The 19205-nt window shown below is 44.5% G+C and carries 21 protein-coding genes; 1 reads left to right on the forward strand and 20 read right to left on the reverse strand.

From position 1 onward, the window contains the following. Nucleotides 1–29 precede the first annotated feature (29 nt). The gene (locus HP401_RS26070) at nucleotides 30–392 is read right to left on the reverse strand and encodes a cupin domain-containing protein (protein WP_015892675.1); all 363 of its coding nucleotides are present in this window, start codon (nucleotides 390–392) and stop codon (nucleotides 30–32) included. 9 nt (nucleotides 393–401) lie between these two features. Beyond that, complete coding sequence (gene rbsK, locus HP401_RS26075) at nucleotides 402–1304, reverse strand: ribokinase (RefSeq protein ID WP_173607132.1); 903 nt, start codon at nucleotides 1302–1304, stop codon at nucleotides 402–404. 167 nt (nucleotides 1305–1471) lie between these two features. On the opposite strand from rbsK, the gene nfi reads away from it, so the two are divergent. Next, complete coding sequence (nfi, locus tag HP401_RS26080) at nucleotides 1472–2158, forward strand: deoxyribonuclease V (protein WP_173607133.1); 687 nt, start codon at nucleotides 1472–1474, stop codon at nucleotides 2156–2158. On the opposite strand, the gene HP401_RS26085 is transcribed toward nfi, so the two are convergent. From HP401_RS26085 to HP401_RS26175, 18 genes are all read right to left on the reverse strand, one after another. Continuing rightward, nucleotides 2155–2793, reverse strand: coding sequence for an immunity protein Imm33 domain-containing protein (locus HP401_RS26085; RefSeq protein WP_173607134.1), 639 nt, complete (start codon nucleotides 2791–2793; stop codon nucleotides 2155–2157). The two genes, nfi and HP401_RS26085, sit on opposite strands and share 4 nt — an antisense overlap. 144 nt (nucleotides 2794–2937) lie before the next feature. After that, nucleotides 2938–3975: an alpha/beta fold hydrolase gene (locus HP401_RS26090; protein WP_254457194.1), complete on the reverse strand. Its 1038-nt coding sequence runs from the start codon at nucleotides 3973–3975 to the stop codon at nucleotides 2938–2940. A 296-nt stretch (nucleotides 3976–4271) separates the two neighbouring features. Further along, nucleotides 4272–4547 (reverse strand): hypothetical protein, encoded by a 276-nt coding sequence (locus HP401_RS26095; RefSeq protein WP_173607135.1) that lies wholly within the window; start codon nucleotides 4545–4547, stop codon nucleotides 4272–4274. Nucleotides 4548–4586: 39 nt separating this feature from the next. Continuing rightward, nucleotides 4587–4868 (reverse strand): hypothetical protein, encoded by a 282-nt coding sequence (locus HP401_RS26100; protein WP_041749579.1) that lies wholly within the window; start codon nucleotides 4866–4868, stop codon nucleotides 4587–4589. A 26-nt stretch (nucleotides 4869–4894) separates the two neighbouring features. After that, on the reverse strand, nucleotides 4895–5524 hold the full coding sequence (locus tag HP401_RS26105; RefSeq protein ID WP_173607136.1) for a hypothetical protein: 630 nt from the start codon (nucleotides 5522–5524) through the stop codon (nucleotides 4895–4897). Continuing rightward, nucleotides 5521–6042: an imm11 family protein gene (locus tag HP401_RS26110; protein ID WP_173607137.1), complete on the reverse strand. Its 522-nt coding sequence runs from the start codon at nucleotides 6040–6042 to the stop codon at nucleotides 5521–5523. Before HP401_RS26110 ends, HP401_RS26105 begins: the two co-directional genes overlap by 4 nt. Before the next feature lie 15 nt (nucleotides 6043–6057). After that, complete coding sequence (locus HP401_RS26115) at nucleotides 6058–7161, reverse strand: pentapeptide repeat-containing protein (RefSeq protein ID WP_173607138.1); 1104 nt, start codon at nucleotides 7159–7161, stop codon at nucleotides 6058–6060. Nucleotides 7162–7178: 17 nt separating this feature from the next. Further along, entirely contained in the window at nucleotides 7179–8642 is a 1464-nt protein-coding gene (locus HP401_RS26120) for a contractile injection system protein, VgrG/Pvc8 family (RefSeq protein WP_173607139.1), read from the reverse strand. 230 nt (nucleotides 8643–8872) lie between these two features. Further along, a complete protein-coding gene (locus HP401_RS26125; protein ID WP_015892686.1) occupies nucleotides 8873–9112 on the reverse strand; it encodes a DUF7660 family protein in 240 nt (79 codons plus the stop codon). A 186-nt stretch (nucleotides 9113–9298) separates the two neighbouring features. Continuing rightward, nucleotides 9299–9994 (reverse strand): hypothetical protein, encoded by a 696-nt coding sequence (locus HP401_RS26130; protein WP_173607140.1) that lies wholly within the window; start codon nucleotides 9992–9994, stop codon nucleotides 9299–9301. Between the two features lie 484 nt (nucleotides 9995–10478). Continuing rightward, nucleotides 10479–10946 (reverse strand): hypothetical protein, encoded by a 468-nt coding sequence (locus HP401_RS26135; protein WP_173607141.1) that lies wholly within the window; start codon nucleotides 10944–10946, stop codon nucleotides 10479–10481. Nucleotides 10947–10968: 22 nt separating this feature from the next. Further along, complete coding sequence (locus tag HP401_RS26140) at nucleotides 10969–11163, reverse strand: SMI1/KNR4 family protein (protein WP_173607142.1); 195 nt, start codon at nucleotides 11161–11163, stop codon at nucleotides 10969–10971. A 64-nt stretch (nucleotides 11164–11227) separates the two neighbouring features. Continuing rightward, nucleotides 11228–11731 carry an SMI1/KNR4 family protein gene (locus HP401_RS26145; RefSeq protein ID WP_173607143.1) on the reverse strand — a complete coding sequence of 168 codons (504 nt, stop codon included), beginning with the start codon at nucleotides 11729–11731 and terminating at the stop codon, nucleotides 11228–11230. Between the two features lie 242 nt (nucleotides 11732–11973). After that, the gene (locus tag HP401_RS26150) at nucleotides 11974–12564 is read right to left on the reverse strand and encodes a CbrC family protein (protein WP_173607144.1); all 591 of its coding nucleotides are present in this window, start codon (nucleotides 12562–12564) and stop codon (nucleotides 11974–11976) included. Between the two features lie 113 nt (nucleotides 12565–12677). Beyond that, nucleotides 12678–13211, reverse strand: coding sequence for a hypothetical protein (locus HP401_RS26155; RefSeq protein WP_173607145.1), 534 nt, complete (start codon nucleotides 13209–13211; stop codon nucleotides 12678–12680). Nucleotides 13212–13510: 299 nt separating this feature from the next. Then, nucleotides 13511–14014 carry a HEAT repeat domain-containing protein gene (locus HP401_RS26165; protein WP_173607147.1) on the reverse strand — a complete coding sequence of 168 codons (504 nt, stop codon included), beginning with the start codon at nucleotides 14012–14014 and terminating at the stop codon, nucleotides 13511–13513. A gap of 219 nt (nucleotides 14015–14233) precedes the next feature. After that, nucleotides 14234–14653, reverse strand: coding sequence for a hypothetical protein (locus HP401_RS26170; protein WP_173607148.1), 420 nt, complete (start codon nucleotides 14651–14653; stop codon nucleotides 14234–14236). Nucleotides 14654–14662: 9 nt separating this feature from the next. After that, the coding region (locus HP401_RS26175; protein ID WP_254457195.1) for an RHS repeat-associated core domain-containing protein at nucleotides 14663–19205 on the reverse strand (4543 nt) is incomplete at its 5' end.

Here is a 19205-nt window from a genome sequence, read left to right on the forward strand (position 1 = left end):
TCATCTTTCAAAATAGGCTCGATCATTGATTATATCGTCTCTAAATCTGTTACTGTTTTTTCGTTTACTTGATCACCAGTATTCAGCGTCGTCTTTGGTTCAAGCAATAATACATGAACCTCTTCCTCTGCAACTGGCATATGCTCTACACCTTTTGGAACAATGAGAAATTCCCCTTCGTTTAACCAAACATCTTTATCGCGAAACTTAATAAGGAGTTTCCCTTTCACTACCAAAAACATCTCATCCTCATTTTCATGCTGATGCCAGACAAACTCTCCTTTCAATTTCACCAGCTTTACATAGGAGTCATTGATTTCGCCTGCAATCTTGGGATTCCAATACTCATGGAATAACGTAAACTTTTCAGCTACATTGACCTTTTCCATTATTCTCCCCCATTAAAAAGAAAATGCTTGTACTTCATCGAAAGTAGGCAGGGATGGTTGAGCACCGTTCCTAGTAACGACAATCGCTGCTACTTTGCTAGCGAAAGTGGCCGCTTCGGTTTCGGTCATTCCTTGTGTGATCCCAACCGCAAAAGCTGCTGTAAAGGAATCGCCTGCCGCAGTTGTATCCACTGGCTCTACGCGGAACGCCGGGATATGGGTCGCTTCATCAGCGGTTATCAAGAGAGCACCCTTTTCTCCCAACGTCACGATGACGCGCTTTGGTCCACCAGACAAAAGCTTTTTGGCTGCGGCATGCACTTCGTCTATCGTGGATACAGGCATTCCTGTGAGAATGGAAAGCTCTGTTTCATTCGGGGTTAGGGTATGTACATGGGTTAATAGCTCACTGGATAGCTCGCGTGCAGGTGCCGGATTTAAAATGACCAGCTTGCCGAGTCGAGCTGCCTCTTTGACTGTATATTCCACGACAGGCATCGGGATTTCCAGTTGCAGCAATACGACGTCACTGTCCTTTAAAATAGACAGATTTTCAGCAATATGCTCGGTGCTGACGAGCGCATTCGCTCCTGGAACAAGCACGATGTTGTTCTCCCCATCATCACTTACATTGATAAAAGCCATGCCTGTTGTACCTGAGCATTTGATCCCCTCTATGTGAACGCAGGCATCCGTTAACCCTCCCAGCATGACCCGGCCGTTCTCATCTTCTCCTACCATTCCAATCATGGAGACATGCGCACCCAGGCGAGACGCTGCTACTGCCTGATTCGCTCCCTTTCCACCCGGGATCAGCTCGAAGTGATGGCTTGCGATCGTTTCTCCTGCTTTGGGCAAATGTTGTACATGGGTTACGAGATCCATATTGATGCTTCCTACTACTGCGATTTTCACGACGGGCCCTCCTCGTTCCATCTCGAACATGATCATTCTGTCGGTTACAAAATAGTGCTTTTCATCCGAGAAGTCAACGTATTTTCTCGGAATTGTTCCTAAGACTTGGAGCATAGCACATCCATTGGATATAATGAACAAATCTTCTATCATCCGGAGGTAACCAGATGGAGCCGATTATCCAGCATCCTTGGAACATGAATGAGCAAGAGGCAATCAACTTACAGCGACAGCTAGCTCAGCAAGTAAAAGAAGAAGATCAACTAACAGACGTATGCTATATCGCCGGGGTAGATGTCGCCTATCATGCCGAGTCTGATTTGTTAGTCGCTGGTGTCGTGATCCTCGACGCCAATTCCCTGCAAGTCGTCGAGTCTGTCGTCATTCAAGACACCGTGGAATTCCCGTATATTCCTGGCTTGTTCTCTTTTCGAGAGCTGCCTCCGTTGGTACGTGCATTCAAGGAGCTCAAAACAACACCGCAGCTCGTCGTCTGCGATGGGCAAGGAATCGCTCACCCGCGAAGATTCGGACTAGCCAGTCATTTGGGCGTCCTGTTTGACATTCCTACTATTGGCTGTGGAAAGACGAGACTACTAGGTGAATACGAAGAGCCAGCACACGAAAGAGGTGCGTATTCCCCGTTGATCGATCAGGGTGAGATCATCGGGGGAGTCTTGCGCACACAACCGAATATCAAACCAATCTTCGTCTCGATCGGACACGGAATCTCTTTGCCAACTGCATGCACGTGGGTCACCAAGCTCTCACCCAAATACCGTTTGCCCGAAACGACGCGGCAAGCGGATCAGCTCGTGAATAAAGTATCGGCGGAGTTAAATCGGAGCCGCTAATGAAGTGTCGGCCATACATTAACATCGTGCTCGTCCAAGACTGCTTCAATCCGATCTCCTTGGAAAACGACAATGTAGCCTCGTGGCAGAGCCATAGCTTGCAAAAGAGACGGACGTAGCTTTAGCAGTTGGTAAACGTAGTATGACTCTAGCTGGTCACTGTCTACTTCGCCTTCCACAGGCCCAAGATACCACCCGGAGTCTCCTTTTCGAACATCTTCTGCACGCTGCAAATAGACGTGTTCTTGTTCAAATGCACCTTTTGCCACCACAATTTTATCTTGGAACAAAGCAGCTTCCCCTTCTGCTCGCACGGTTTGCAAGCAGTTGTTTTGCGCCATTTGCACGACCAAGGACACAGACAGGTCAGAAGTTGTTTCGGAAAAAGGATTCGCGTCGTAGTCGGGTGCCACGATCTCCATACACCCATCCCGTTCGAAAACCAGTAGAATGGTCCAGCCTACCTGAATTTTCGCACCGTTCTTGATAGGACCCATCTCGTCTTCTACATCAGAGAATACGTCCAGCAGAAAGTCTGCTTGCTTCACCAAAAACTCTTGGCAGGTCACGACAAACGTGCGGTTATGAATCTGTTTGGAGCGTTGGCAGAGTCGGTTCTCTTTCTCAGCTGACATGGACCTCTTCCTTTCTGCGTGATCGGAATTGCTACTATCTTCAGGATAACATGAATAGGGGAAAAGCTTCGTTACACATTTGCTACAAAGGATTTGGAATAACTGGCTAACGAATGAGTAGCAAAGCTCGGCTTGGCAGGTGGGCTACAACGTTTTTTGTTGTATTTGTTCGACACAGTCTTTGATCGTATCTATGACGACTCCGGGCTCGGTAAACTGAGGAAAATGTCCACTTTTTTCAGCGAGGATATGCTTGCTGTTGCTTGATAATGAAAGTAGTTCCATCTGATGCTCGACTCGTTTTTTGCGTACTTCTTCTGGCATCATACGATTTTCTTTTCCACCTGTAATCACATAAACAGGGATGTCGGGAAAAGAATCGATTGCATGGATTTGTTCCACTGTTTTTTTGACAAAATGAACTTCATTGAATTGTTTATGAGGAGACAAGGAATCAAACATGGAGAGCATTTTGTTGATGGTTTTGACTACCTTACCTTGATATTTTTCAAGGCCGATATCTTTTGGATGGCTGGATTCTAAAAAGACGACGCCAGCTACTTCACTGGGGTAACGCCTGGCATATAAATTGGCATATAATCCCCCTAATGAATGTCCGACTAGCAAAAATGGGGGTTCAAATCCTACTAACGTTAATGCCTCCCGTAACGTTTCTACAATCGTGAGTCCATCTTGGGGGGCTTGCGGCTTATCACTACCCGAAACACCCAATCGATTATAGGAAAAGACAGATGACGTCTCTGAAAGAGCCGGTAGTATCTTCATCCAGCCTTCTATGGGTCCCGAACCACCGTTAATGAGAACGATATTGGGTTTGCCGTTTCCGCTCCAATGATATTGGAGCGTTCCTCTTGAAGTACTCACTTTCGATATCTTTATTGCCAATGTACAACACCTCACTTTGTTAGGGCTAGATTTCTCTGTAGTAATACGTGATGAACAAATGAGGGTTTCTATTTTGGAGGAAAGATTCTTGCTGGGAGTAAAAGGAGCAGCGGCAGTGTTCTCACGCTTGTCGGCGGATTGCTCGGCTGCTATTTCGGCAATCTGTTGATGAAAAAGCACGTCAAAAAAGCAAAGCTGGTGTAACGGTCTACGTAAAAAAACAAGGTATAATCCTTCTCGGTGCTCGAGTCGGAATATGCCTTGTAGAAGCTTCAAGTAATTTCAGCCATAAAAAGCGATGATGCCAATCATCTACCCTCATTGAAATCCTTTAAATCTCTCAAATGATTTTCGAAAGCATACAAGCGTTCGCTATCTTTCATTAGATAAGTCCTTGGATTGAAACGATTCATTGCTCAGTTGATTCGAATTGCTTTTTTCCTCATCCTTCACTGTATGTACTTGCGTATTTTTAATTTCTGGTGTCTCAATATTTTTGATAAACAGAATACCAGATTAAGAAACAGATCTCTAAATCGTTGCAAAAAGAAGACGATGTCTTAGCATCGTCCTTATTGCCCTTCCATGCCGATTAAAATAAACGTGATAATTGCTGTTATCGTACCAAAGACGAAATATAACCCCATAAGAATGGCCATTAACAACAAACCGGCTTTTGCCCAATTTTTACGATTCAGATTCCCTTCTGAACCAAAAGCCCACACAAATAACAAAACAATATTCGCGATCGGAATCACCATGAACAACGAGACGATTATCCAATCTTTCATCGTCATGACCTTTTCGTTTTCCGCTACGCTTCCTTCTATATACGTTTGGTGATCCATTCCATACCCTCCACGTTTTTTGCCAATCCACCGTTCTCGCTATTGTTCAACCGATGCTCCAATGAATGCCAAGATCAGAACAAAAAAGAATACGCATAAGTACAACCCGATGCAAACGCCCATAATCAGCAAGTTCGCTTTTGCCCAGTTCTTTCTATTTAAATTGCCTTCACTGCCAAATGCCCAAACAAAATACATCACGAGATTGACCACGGGCACCATCATAATTAAAAAAGTAATCAACCACTCTTTGACCGACATGACCCGCTCATTTTCAGGCACGCTCACTTGCCATTGCTGTTGATGTTGCTGCTGTTCCAATTGGAAACCTCCTTGTTCTGTCTTGATCAAATGTTCTCTACCCGCAGCGTTCGAATCAGCGCATGGGCCAAAGGTTGCCACACGAGCACTTCCCCAGACTCAAAATGAAAACTCCCGAGTAGTGCCCGCCCGTTTAGTGATGTCGCGAACAAGATTTGGTAGTAAGTTTTGTCCTCGACCGGGATGATGAATTCGCTGCAGGCAATCCTGCACCCATCCAGCTCGATAAGCTCATGATGTACGACCTGCAAGCCTGCCTGCGCCTTTTTGACTTGTGCTGTCATCGCCTGCACAAACGGTTCTACGCCGCTCATCGGCAACGGATGTGCCATATGATTCATGCCGAGCATGACCGCGCTCTCTTCCTCTTTATAGGAAATCTGCTCGTGCTGAGAATTCCCTCCGCTATTTGACCCGCGTCCCCTCGGCATGAGCTGCATCGAACGGGGCAGCTGAATGCCAAGCTGCCCGTCAAAGAGGAGATTCTCCGCGAATTCGAACCTGCGCCCTTCATACTCCAGATAGCCTTTTCGCACGCCATCCAGACACTCCGCAAGCGTCAATTGCACCTGTTGTTCTTCCATTTCAGCGAGTTGACGCCGTGTCTGGATGCTGTTCCATACATCTAAAATCTTTTCATCCCAGTAGATCGTCATAGCTCCCTCCGCAGTGCCTGCTCTACTTTTTGCAAAACAAATCCGTTCAAGCTTCTGCGAAGAAAGCTTTCCGCAGCATCCAGACTCACCACGATATACGGCTCCAAGATCCCCTGAACTTTAAAGAAATGATGTGCCTTTATCTTATCGGTATCTAATACAAGTCTCTTTACCGTTCCATTTAAATGAAACGCAGTCTCCATAGAAAGGCAATCTACAGCAGGTACTTGCATGGCCCAGTAAACGTTACGCAGATTGGTTTCGCTGTCAATCAAATCGACGCGCTTCCATTGTATGCTCGGATTGTATTTGGCAGTAATGGTTTTCATCCGCTCCGAAATCATCGGCAGTGGCTTTTCCAACCAATCTGTGTAGGCTTGGGCCCCATCCGTGTTGACCTCAAGAACGGATATCGGCGGGAGTTGATCAAATGTGTTTTCCTTTTGCAGCCCCAGCCCCGATGGCACGACCTTTTGAGCCATTCGACCGTCATCTGCTAGCAAATAATAATCGCGCATGTCATCCCGCCTCCTTTATTCCGTTCTCCACTCAATCTGCTGCATCTGCGCTTCGCTCAATGCAAAGCGTTCACGATCCTTCTCCAAAAAAACGGCATTCCGCATATTCGCTCCATGAAAATTCGCTTGATACAGACGAGAATGGCGAAAATCCGCTCCTTGCAAATCAGCATATGAAAATTGGACACCGAGTAAGCCCGGTACACGATGCAGCTCGTCCGCACTGACTCCTTGTCCCTCGGCATATGAGAAGATGGCTCCGCTCAAGTCAGCATAACGAAAATCGGCATCACAAAGAAGCGAATGGCTGAAATCAGTGCGTGGAAGCTTGCTACTGACCCACCTTGTTCCGAATAGGATACACGCACGGAACTGACTGTCTGCAAAATTACTGCCACTAAAATCGCAATAGCGCAAATCTAATGCGTCTACATTGCTTCGCGGCAAATCCATATGGGCGAATGTTTCATGGGTACAAAACGTTCCTTTCGGTTGCCCAAGCAGGCTTCTGCTCTCCTTCTCCTCCCGCTTGATTCGCTCTTCTATGTACACCACTTCGCTGATGTCTTTGAATTCGCCCATTCGTATGTACAGACGATCCGCTTTCCTGATCTGTTGGTACTCGGGCAGCTGAATGGCCTCCGGAATCGCCACTCGGGCAAGCGCTGTGACAAACTGACCGAAAAGCTCCATTTCCTTTAGCACCATAAACTCCACATCAGTAGCTTGTATGATCCCCATGTACATTTTTCGGCGTTCGTCCAGTAGCGAAATGAGCTTGGAAGCCTCTTGCAATGCCCATGCTGCATCGTACCGTGCATAGCATTCCACTGGCTCCCAGTACCATTGCTCCGTATAACCCTCAATCAAAAATGTGTGCGTACCATCCAATACGGTTGTCCGAAGCAATGAGAAGTGAATAAAACCGACAGGGGGTAGCTCCTGGTTGCTCTGCATGAACTCAATATGCTGGAGCATTTGCCGAAAAGACTCCACGAACTCCCGGACGAGCTGATCCTTGTTTTGCTGGAAATAGCGCTCGAGTGCCGCTACGCTTTCAGCCAATGCTGGTAAAAAGGTGTTATCATGCAGATGCTGGAGCGCTTCCTCTTTCTTCATCGATGCAAGTGCCCCCTCTAGTTCATCTTGATTTCCGAACCTTTCAGCTCGATCTTGTCTTCCAGCTTGATCGTATTTCCTTTTCCACTCAGCTCGATTTTATCCGCACTAATATGCAGAGAAGAAGCTGATAGCTTCATGTCCTTATCCGCTGTTATATTCACGTTCTGGCTACTCTTGATATCGATTCCACTCGTATCACTGATCGTGATCGACATGTCTCCTGTCGTGATCACAATTTTGTCAGGAGCCAACACGATTTCCTTGCCATATTTGGTACGAAACGTCTTTACAGCAGGGTCCTTCATCCGGTCTCCACCGCCACCTGCATTGCTTTTCGGTGTGGCTTTCTTTTTGGGAGCTGGCTTGTCGTCGTCTGGGATTTCCTTGAGGACAGAGCTAATCGCGATACCGTCCTCTTCTTTTTTGCTCGGGAAATAAATCCGAATCTGGTCGTTCAGCTCTGGCATGACATACCATCCGGTTTGATCCTCGGAGGCATAAATGGTGGAGTAAGGGAACCAATATGCCGTGCTCTGATCCTGTTGATCATCCATGTCCAGCTTGGCCCGCACATTATCCTTCTGGACTTGCAACACCCGGCCCTGGATGGATGCCCCGATGATGGCATGGTTATACTGCTTTTTACGCGCCAGACCTAGCCGTGGATAAAGCTTGTATGTGTGCGTGACAATGCCTTCCTTCACCTCCGTGACCGCTTCTCCGACGACAAGTGGTCTGGACTTGAAGTTCACCTCATTGCCGACCTCCAGCACTCGTTCACTCTGCACTTCATAAACGGTATAGTCCTGGTCATCGATTCCCGGAACCTTGTTCTCCGCATCACTCTGGTAATCCCCGACACGCTTGTGCACCGTATAATGACTAACCGCAAGCTTTCCTTTATCTTGACCTTTTGGCAAACCGAAATAAAACTTGGGAATGTCAAAAGCCGTTGTCGGGATCAAACCTGTATAAAAACGCGATGCCATCCTCTTCAGAAACTGCCAATCGGTTTCTTCATACTGCATGACAAACGTATTCAACGCCTTGCCGTTCGTAACAGAGTCAATAAAATCAGCTTTGCCGTACCCAGACAGCACCGTTTTCACGAGCCCCGCATAAGTCATCGCCGGGTTTTGAAACGAACGCTTTCTCGTTTTGACATCCAACAAATACGTATGAGAAATTGCCTCCAGCGACAAGTAATAAATACCGCGAACCGCTTTGACATGGACGCGCAAAACGATGCCCTGGAACCATGTTTTCGGCTTGCCCGATTCATCCGCCAGTGCCACGCTGATCAGTGTTTGGGCATTTGTCTGGTTCACGTAGCTATCTTTTCGCTCTTCAGAAATAATCCCTGTGAGCGTCAGTCGAGCATGCTCGTTCATCTTTTTCACGACTTTCATCGTTTGCAAATGCGTAAATTCATAGGGTGAAACTTGTATATCTCCATAAGTGAGTGTTCGATTGCTCATGGTATCCCCTCCCTGCCAGATGAACCCCCTCCCCTCCGATGCTTCTAGGGAAATGGATTCACCCTTCCAAATAAGACCATTATTTTACACACAATCTTACAATCGGTATTATTTGGGATTTTTTGAATGGGTCGTTAGTCCTGAATGATATGTTTTTGAGGCAAGGAGAGGGGCTTTGTACCTTTAATACCCCTTAAAATCGTCGCAGACCCTTGAATTCCGTTCCTATTTTACTCATAACGGCTTCCTGCAATTAAAATGGTAGCAAACAAATTCCAGTCTACACCTTCAAGATCAGCTAACATATTATCACAATCTTCAATCCATGATTCCATCCCACTTAGGAACTCTTCCAGAGACATATTCGCCCACTCTTTTTTATTTTGCTGATAATCCTTAATCAAATGAGAAATGAATTGAACCATATCCTCTCTACTCTCAACCGTACCCGCTCTCTCTAGAATATCCATGCGAAACTCATCCTCTCCTATGTCTTTATCTTCCATTTTAGTATAGATGCTTCAAAGGAGTTTGACGAATCGGGGAATGACAAAAAGCCCGCTGGCGTGCAACGGGCTTCCTGTCTCTTATGTGAGGGGGAACATCTGTCTCGTCAATAACAGGATTCGGGCTGTCACTATTCTCGTAGACGTTCCTTATTGAATAATCTCCGAAATTGCTTGCTTCTGCTCCAAAATTTCGCTCTGTACCTGGGTCAGTTCTTTCAACAGATCAGCAGCCTCTTGCAAGGATGTCGCTGCTTGCTCCTTGTCACCAGCCTTGAATACTTCTTTTGCTTCTTTCACTGTGTTCTTCTCTTTTGTTTTCAGTTCTTTTGCTTGCTCTTTGTTCTCTTTCTTTTCTGTACGGATTGGCTTCAATTGTTGGTTCATCTCTTTGAAGGACGCTCTTTTCTCTTTTACCTGAGTTAATTCTGTTTGGATTTGCGCCAGTTTTTCTTCGATGGCGGTGTGGTTTGCGGCGATTTCAGCCTTGATGCTCGCCACCTTTTCTTTATCTTTTGCTTTCTTCGCTTCTTTCAGTTCAGCAGATAGCGTCTTGTTCTCTTCGCGGAGTGGCTTTGTCTCTGCCAGCGCGCTTTTCACGGTTTCACGTACTTCTGGCGTCACGTCGCCCCAAAGAATATCCCATGCTTGTTTGTTGGTCTGGGTTTGGGCTTTTCGTTTATCTTGGAGAGCTTTTTGCTCCACTTGCAATGCTTTTAGCGCTTGAACTTCAGGCAGGCTACTCCACCCTGTTCCTTTTCCTTCTTTCTCCGCCGCAAAAGCTCCTACCGCACTCGTTGCCAACAAGCACGCTGCGATTATAGATACGGAAAGCATTTTTTTCATGTGTGAACACTCCCTATCTCCTATTGTTTCTTGCAAACAAATCGTACCGTATGGGCGCCGGGAATGTTCGGGATAACCTCGTGAAAAGTAAGGGGAAAGTGTGGGATTTGGGGAAAACGCAAAAAGCCCAGGGAAGGCCTGGGCGGGTCTGGATTGTCACTCAGAGAAAGCTATTTGATATAACCGTTCTTGGTGTAATCTACTTCCACTTGCAGAATGACATCATGTTCCACTTTTATGATGATCCAAAAGTCTTTTCCACAACAGGGACAGCATACATATCCTTCCCCTGTTGCATTTCCGCCCGATGGTCTTTTTTGGTGAGGGGGTTTACACTGCCCAGATGCCCATCTGATTTCATCACCTAGGTTGTAGGAATCTAGATTCATATAGCCCATTTTAAATTCTGCTTCTGTACGCTCGATTACGCCACATCTGGGACATTTTTCTTTTATGATGAGCAGATTATACATGTTTTAGCTCTCTAATCATTCGATTTCATTTTCAAAACAACGATATTTCCAGCGTTTCCAAAACAAGAAGCATGGTACAACCCTTCCAAAATATGCTCTTTATGAAATTCCCCAACAAATATGTGGTCTTCATTCTTTTGTTCATGAGCGTATCGAACAAGGATTACTGTGGCATTCTGCACATGCTTGTTTTGCATGAACAGTTGAATATTGCGGCTGAAACTTAAAATATCAACTGGTACTTCCTCTCTTTCCAACCACTCGTCAAACTCTCCAATGAATTCTTGATTCACCATTTCAAAAACGCTTGAATGAAGAAAATGTCTCAGATGCGCTATCTTCTTGGGCAAAATTTTATCTTTCGGTAACACTTTGAAATGATTGGTAACTTCAAACTCTTTCAAAGATGCAGTGACATCAGCTTCATTATCGGAATCAAATGAAATAAACTGTGTACAATCAAACGTTACATATGACATAGCCTCACCTCATACTGCTCGATTAAAATGATGAAAAGTTTACGCTATTCTTCATGATTTTATCTAAAAACTGATCAAACGAAGATGCGATTTGTTCAACTTCTTCAAATTCAGGTTCATAACCGCATACGATTGAACCAAATTCACTCCCGAGATCTATTGCATAAACGGTATAACCATTTCTTACAGATAAAGCTAAGGGCAATACACGTCCCAAAATTTTGTAATCTCTTGTTTCCACGAGTCATCGTCGCACGCCGATTCTAAACTTACTGTCATTATTAATCTAAATCGGTACCATCATAAGCATCTCCAAGAGACTCAAAATCCTCTTCATACCAATACCATGTTGTGCCTTCACCTTTTGACTTTATAAGTCTATTTAGTAAGTCCGTAAATGATTTGGCTATAATCGCACAACTACCTGCAATAGCATGACAATCCCAATGACTGTCATAACATTTACCTAATCTATCTTTATGAAGATCAATTGTTAGATAGTCTCCATTTCTATCATCGGCTATGATAAACCAATTAGAAGAGATATCATATTCACATAACTCTTTTACTATAACGGGATTTGCTAATTCGAATTTTTTGGGAGATACAATGTCTACACCAAAATCTTCATCTTTAAAAAATTCAATTCCCCCGCAAAGTTCATAGAACTCTTTCACGTCATCTGGTAATATGTGCGGGTATTCAATCTTAGGTAAACCTAGAGATGGATGTATAATGCAATTATCAAAACCTTTTATTTCGTCGATAATTTCCTTGATATTCATTCATTACTCCCTCCATTTTTGGTCTCAATCATATAATGACTTTCTAAGTTTATCTGAATAGTCTCCTTACAATAGTTTTAAAGGAAAGTTCTTCTACAATATCTCCTATTACAAGATTGAACGGATCCTCTTAAGCACCCTTCTCATAATCACTAGTTTTGTCGTCTTACCATTCTAGGTCGGTGAGGTGTCCCCTATTCTACTTCATAGGTGTACATAGCTTGTAATAAATTTCTCACAAATTATGTGTGATCAATGTGAATTCTATGTTGTCCGCATGTAAGACACTGAAACAAATGTATTCCTGAATCCTCACTTACTTGGTCCAAAATATCAATACCATAGTTTTCCTTTATTGCAAACAATTCTTCATCTCGTAAATCTATCTTCATTGCTGATAGCTCACTTTTATTCACGTATCCAATATAAGCACAAAATTCATCGCAGTGGCTTAGCCATTGTGGTTCCTGCCATGAAATGTAACCAGGGGTACGAAAAAGTAACTCCTCTAGTTTATCATCTTGAAACTGTTCGACTTCATCGTATCCTATAAAATACAAATACTCATCCGATTCATCATCATAAGTCACAGACAACAACTTATCCTTATATTCTACTGCTGCCTGTAGGACACCATTATATTGCTTAGTAACAGTTCCTTCATAAATGCACCAGGGACAAACATTGTCGACTTCGTCTATTGAATAAAATGGTCCCGTGTAAATATAATCTGTTTCTTTATTACAAATACTGCAATTTTGTGCAGGTACCTTTTTGAAGACTCCAACATCGTACGCTTTTGGTTGATACTTAAATATAGGTAGGTTATTCATATAAAATATTCCTCCCATGTAGAAAAAGGCTTATCCATCCTCATCTTTTAAGATGGATAAGCCTTTGTAAGTTCATCAAATGAAAATAATTTTTGAGTTGTATTGAAAGGCTCTTACTGCGTTAACAAACCATTCTCTTCTAACATTTTATACCATTCATCCTCTTTTGAACCAACGGTATTTATACTCCCTCCAGATTCAACAAGCTTCAATCCAATATCTCCATATTGTTCCCCTAGAAAATAGTTAAGTAAGAAGTTATTGAAGTCTCCATACGACTCTAAAACATAATTTTGATCTAATGGATCTCCAAATAAACACGTTACTTGACCATTTTCCTTATTAATAAACAGGGGGTACATTTCAATTTTTCCTATACAAATCCAGTCACCATCAAACCTTTGCATTTCCTCTACATAAAACTGATTTTCGGCAACTTTCCGTTGACCAAAAATATTGATAACTCCTCCAATTAATCTTTCATATCGATTTGTAATCAAGTAATAATCTTTTAAATGACTATTCTCGGAATTTGTGAATTGTTCTTCATTAGTATTTTTAGTAATGTCCATAAAGGTCAGACTAAATGGGTCGTCACTTAATATTTCACTAATTTTATCTATTTTTCCGATTAATAATTCGATCATATTCCTCACCTTTCGGAACATCTTTTACCTGTACTCCCAATACTCCCACCTAATCTTCTATGAGGAAACTCCCTATGAATACTTTTTCAACAAGAATCATTATTGTTCCAACTTCATGATGATGCCATATATAACCTTTAGGTGCTTTATCAGGCGTCGGTACTGGTGGATCCGAATCCTTATTCAATTTCGCTGCTGTATTTGCTCCCCTGTAATCTCTTGATCGTTTAGTAGGTGATGGAATTTTTATTGTAACTAAATCACCTGTCGCTTTTTCGAATTTGGTAAATTATTTTATCCTACCTTTTTATAGAGATTCTTTTTAATTGGTGTAAAGCATTCTTTTTAATTTCTTTTTCCTTTGATTTACTTAAGAGTTCTAATTTCACTTTAGACTCTGGCGTATTTATATCACCTAGAGCCCAGATGCATTTTACGGCAAGGGCATTTGTGTAATGAAGATACTCAAATTTTGTTATTGCTGCTTTATAAAGACTTTCTACTGATGAATTTGATTGAAAATATTGAAGCAAGCCAGCAATATCCTCATGTGCCTTATGCCAAGCTTCAGTAAGTAACTGGTTCAACATTTCCAAATGTCTTTCATCAAATAAATCAAATGTAAATCCTATATAAAATAGTAATCCTAGGTCATCTTTATTTTTTTCTCTACAAGTAGCTTCTAATAGTTTGTCAAAGTAGCTCGTTATTTCTATATTTCCCTTGAACAAATCCAAAAATTCTAAATCTGTTATTTCACCGCCAATAAGTTTTTTGATTAAAATTCTTAGTTCTTGATTCATTTTTCTATCCTCTCAAAACTAGTAATATGATCATTAAAAATATCCTGCCGCTCGTATCCGTGTAATAAGACAAATAATTTTTTATTAGTTAGATGGTTAATTCTTTCGTCAACAGCCGTTCAAAAAATGAAACCTTGAAAGGCAAGCAGCCAATCAAGGTTCTGGATATTTCACTCAAAACAATAGAACAACCTTCATTTTAGGCAAAAAAAGCTAATCCTAATCCCATTCATTAAGTGGAAATTTTAGTAACTCATTACTACATTTCGGGCATTTTTGTTTCGAAAAATCTCTTGTCCAAATCCTGCAATATATACACCTTTTTCCGTATAATTCCGGGTGTTGTTTATTTTCCTCATCCGCTTCTGGTTCCAGTATAGCAAATACTTTTTGTCTGGTTTTTTCATATAAATGCATAATTTCGGGGGAAACATCATACGAATTGGTAGTCGAATCCCACTCACACCCTTCTATTATTTCAACTGGTCTTTCCAAATCCTCTTCTAATCTTTCAATAGATGTTTCAGGCCATTCATCAGTATGAAAAATATCTTTCTTAATCCTATCCCAATCTTTCCAACAAGTTATATTTTTTAAATCACTTTCTAATTGATGGATGTCAATTTTAATATAAAACATAATAATCACCTACCTTGGTGTTGGTGGTTCCTTAGTTCCTTCATTAGGAAGGTCGTTATTTCTTAATCTCTTTGTTAAATCTCTAAAACTTTCAATATCTTTTTCAATTCTCACTTTGATCTTCTCTGCTTTAGTTTTTACTGCAACATACAAACGGCTATTACCATCTCTAGCGACAAGTTGACCTTTAACATTTACTACACTAATTGGTGGGAAATTTTTCACCTGATCTGGCCCTTGTTTTACAACTTTGGTAATTGGGACCTTACCGTTCGGGGTGTCAAATGACTTGTTTATTGATTCTTGTGCAAAATTTACATCTTTAGGGTTAACCTCAATTACGTCATCATCAGATTTACGAGGTGCCCATTTTCCAGTCTTATTCTTATAATCATTGATTCTTTGTTGCTTTCTTCCGTAGTATCCGCCATGCGCAATTTCGTCATGCCTTTGTGAAATATTCGGGAGATTCGAACACTTCATCAACCCCAACGGATCAATGAACCCAATCGGATCCCCATTCACATAAGCAAAACGGTTAAACGTCTGCCCGTCCGTCATATCCCCTTGGAGCACATCTCGGTTCAGGAACCGCTTCAATCCCGGATGGTAATACCGCGCCCGCATGTAGTACAACCCATTCGGATCAGTCATGACTCCATCTCGGCCGTTATAGCAAAACGGCTGTTTTGTCCTGCCCTCATGTGCTTCCAGCTCACCATACAATCCGTAGGTATAACGGTCTGTGACTCGACCATGCTCATCGGTCAACAGGGTCGTGCTTCCTCGCGTATCCGCGTGATAGGACAAATAGTCGCCTTGCGCATCCTCACGGCCAATGAGCCCCAGTCCATATACATAATACGCTTTGGCTGCTCCATTTTCCTCCAGTTCCATAAGAACTTGAGTGAGGTCAGCGTTTTGATCGACCACATAACGTGTCGTCTTACCATTCCATGTCATGGAGGTGCGCACGTATTCGGCATCATAAGTGTAGCGGGCTTGTCCAGCGCGAACGAGACGATTGAGGGCATCGTACGCATACGTTTCTGGCTGTTGCTTGCCCGGGAGCAACAGAAGGTTGCCGTCCTCGTCATACTGAACTTGTTGACCATCTACCGTATCCAACCGATTGTCCTTGGCGTACGTCATCGCCGTAGCAAGACTCGAACCTGAATCCCCAATCGCGGTAATATTCCCGCCCTGGTCATAGGTATAGAGAATCTTACGTCCTGCCATAGCTCCGCTCGTCAGGCGCCGCAGAGCATCATAGGTGTACTGCTTTTCTTCCTCTTGGATGATCTGCCCGAGCTCGTTGTACACAAACCGATATTGCTGGAGCATGACGCCTTGCGCATTTTGATCCCAAAGACGCAAAAGCTGTCCGGCTGCGTCATAGTGACGTTGCTCTACCGTACCGTTCGGTCGCTCTGTACGGATGAGGCGGTAATTTTCATCGTACGTGTACCTTGTAACACGACCTGCCCAGTCTGTGATCGTGGTCAATTGACCTGCGAGATCGTAGGAATAGTGAACCTTCTTGCCATCTGGATAGACGAGCGTTGCCAGTCTGCCTCCCGCATCGTAGGTGTACTGTAGCGTATTCCCATACTGATCGGTGCTGGAGACGATTCGTCCCAAAAGATCGTAGGTACGGCGCTTGGTGTCTTTTCCATCTTCTTTGACACTTACCACGCGACCCTCGGCGTCGAAAGTCCTGCGAACAGTCCCCGCTTCGTCCTGCTGCTCAATGAGCTGTCCGGCTGCATCGTAGCGATAGTGCGTTTCCTGACCGCGTGCATTGGTCTTGCTGGTCAGCCATCCGCGCTTGTCATAGCGGTAGGTCGTTCCTTCTCCAGTAGCATTCCGCTCAGCTAAAAGCAAACCACTGGCATCGTAGGAGAGCGTGGTGGCATTGCCATTGGCATCCGTATAGCTAGTTAGGCGGCCTTCTCCGTCGTATTGCTGCTTGTAGACGGCTGCTTCGTTTTCCAATACCTCTGTCAGTCGTGCGGCTGCATCGTAGGAGAACTTGGTTTTCTGTCCAGCCGCATTCGTTGTGGCAATAACTTGATGGAGCTTGTTGAATTGGTATTGGGTTGATCGGCCGAGTCCGTCTATATGGGCAAGAATGTTTCCTGCGCCATCATAGGTGAGCCCGCTCACCTTCTGTCCGGTTGCATCATAGACAGCCGTTAAGCGCCCGGCAGCATCGTATTCATAGCGCTGGGTGTTCCCCAAAGGGTCGGTGACTGATGTCACTCTGCCCATGGCATCGCGTTCGAGACTGGTCTTCGCCCCGGTTGGGTCTACCACCCCAACTATCTGCCATTCCTTGTCATACTCATAATGAGTGACTTCACCAAAGACGTTCGTGATAGATTCTACTTTTTCTGTAATCGTATATCCGATCTTCGTCGATACTCCGGTAGGCGTAGTCTCCCCTACCCGACAATCCTGTGTATCGTAGGTGAAGGAATGCATCCTTCCGAGAGGATCTATGACACCAACAAGATTATCATTGGCATCGAATACCTGACTTAGCGAACCTCCAAAAGCATCTGTAAAGGTTGTCATCCTACCTGTAGGGTCGAAGCCAACACGGAAGATACGCCCTTCTGGGTCTTGAGCGGAAACGAGCATTCCCTGTCCATCGTAATGATAAGTAGTTTTTGCTCCTGTAAAATCAATATAAGTGCTTCTTTGCCCGTGCTCGTTATACCCGATGGAAGAGATGCAGCCGTCTGGTCTTGTAATGCTAACCAGCCGATCGTGCTCATCATAGGCGTAAGTCGTGACTCTGCCTTCCGCGTCTTCTTCTGCTATCAGTAGGTCATTTTCGTTGTACGTATAGGTCGTTGTATGGCCAAGAGGATCTGTCTCTTTTACCAGATTCCCGCGATGGTCATACGTGTAAGTGGTTGTTTCGCCCGCTCCGTTTGTTTCAGATGTCGTTTGTCCCCACTCATTATAGGAGTATTTGGTGACCGTTCCATCCTTCTCAGTCTTCTCCAGCAACTGGCCATTGTCGTCATGAACCATGACCTCGACATGCCCATTGCCGTCTGTGAAGGTCGTGACCATCATGCCCGGGCGGCTCTCGGTATCATAGTGAATATAACCTGGGATGCCTGCCGCGTCTGTTTGGCAGATGATGCGTCCTTCCTCGTCAAACGTATTCGTATAGACGATGACGCCATCGGATACCAGAGATTCCAGTTGGTCATCTCCTGTATAGGACAAGTCAGTGACAACACCATTGGGATTGGTGTAGCGTGTCATCCTGCGGTCGGCATCATACGAAAAGCGAAGGGAACGAGTCCCATCGGACAATGCTAACACCAAGCCATCCGTCCCATACTCCAGTGAAAACGCTCGACGACTCCGCTCTTCTGTCAATCGATTCAGCCTGCCATGCTGATCATAGCTAAAGAGCAGCGACATCCCGGCAGCCACCGTATGGCGAAGTGCTTGTCCATTTCTGGCAAAATCGTACGTCTCTCTCGTTTCCTTGACCCACAGCGTATAGCCGTCTTGTCTTTCCCTCAGTTCGTCAAAAAAGACGTCCGCATCGCTGGACCGATATAAACCGTCCTGAACACGAGTAAAGGTATTGGCGCGGCCAGCATTCCACCAAACCGTAATTTCTTCGCGTGTCTCATCCAGGAATTCCAAGCGCATTTCGTAGTTGTGTGTCCATGCTTTGCCCAGTGCTCCCTCTTGCAAAAGCAAGGAGTTGTAATGCAGCTCAAATGTCCACGTCTCGGCTCCATACAGCTTGAGGGCAGGATGAACGATAAACTGCGCTCCAGTACCGCCATGGACCGGGTCTTTGATGCAGCTTTTCGGTTTTACTTTTTTGACGTTCATCTTTCTTACCTTGCCTGGTTTCTTGTGCTTCCCTTTGATTCTTTTCCGACCCCCGGCCATTCCCGCTACGGTTGAGAAAACACCATCCGTCGCATAATCCAACGCCTCAGATCCGGCTTCCTTGAGCACTTCCTTCACAACAGGCTTCTGCATGAACTTGCCGACCATGCTCTTCTTCAGCTTCTGCACAGCGGCAAGCTTGTCCATACTCTCCTGTATGTTCCGCGCAGCAGTGACGACCTTGCCTTTCACTACGCTTGCTGCATTGGCCGTCGCCTTTACCGCTTTCGATACACCCAGTGCTTTGTCTGCTGCCTTGACCGCTTTCGTTGCCTTGGTCATCGCTTTTGTTGCCTTCACTGCTTTCGTCGTCAGCTTTGCCGCAGTCACTGCCGTACACGCACCTGGAATCGCGGCTGCAAGGGACATAGCGGCACCCGCATAATCGCCACGCGCGACAGATATCCCCGCATTGACAACGTCTGCTACTTCCCCGATGACAGGGATCATCCCCACTATATCGAGTCCAAGCTGTAAGCTATCGAGGAAGCCCCATCCAGAATCCTCTTCCTCCTGCTCCTCTTCGACGACTTCCTCTTCTTCCTCCTCCTGCGGCAAATCCTCCACAACCACAGGCGCTTTCGTCAGCCCGACCATCTCAATCTTCGGCGCTTGAAGATCG

The organism is Brevibacillus sp. HB2.2 (genome assembly GCF_013284275.1).
Lineage (GTDB): Bacteria > Bacillota > Bacilli > Brevibacillales > Brevibacillaceae > Brevibacillus > Brevibacillus brevis_D.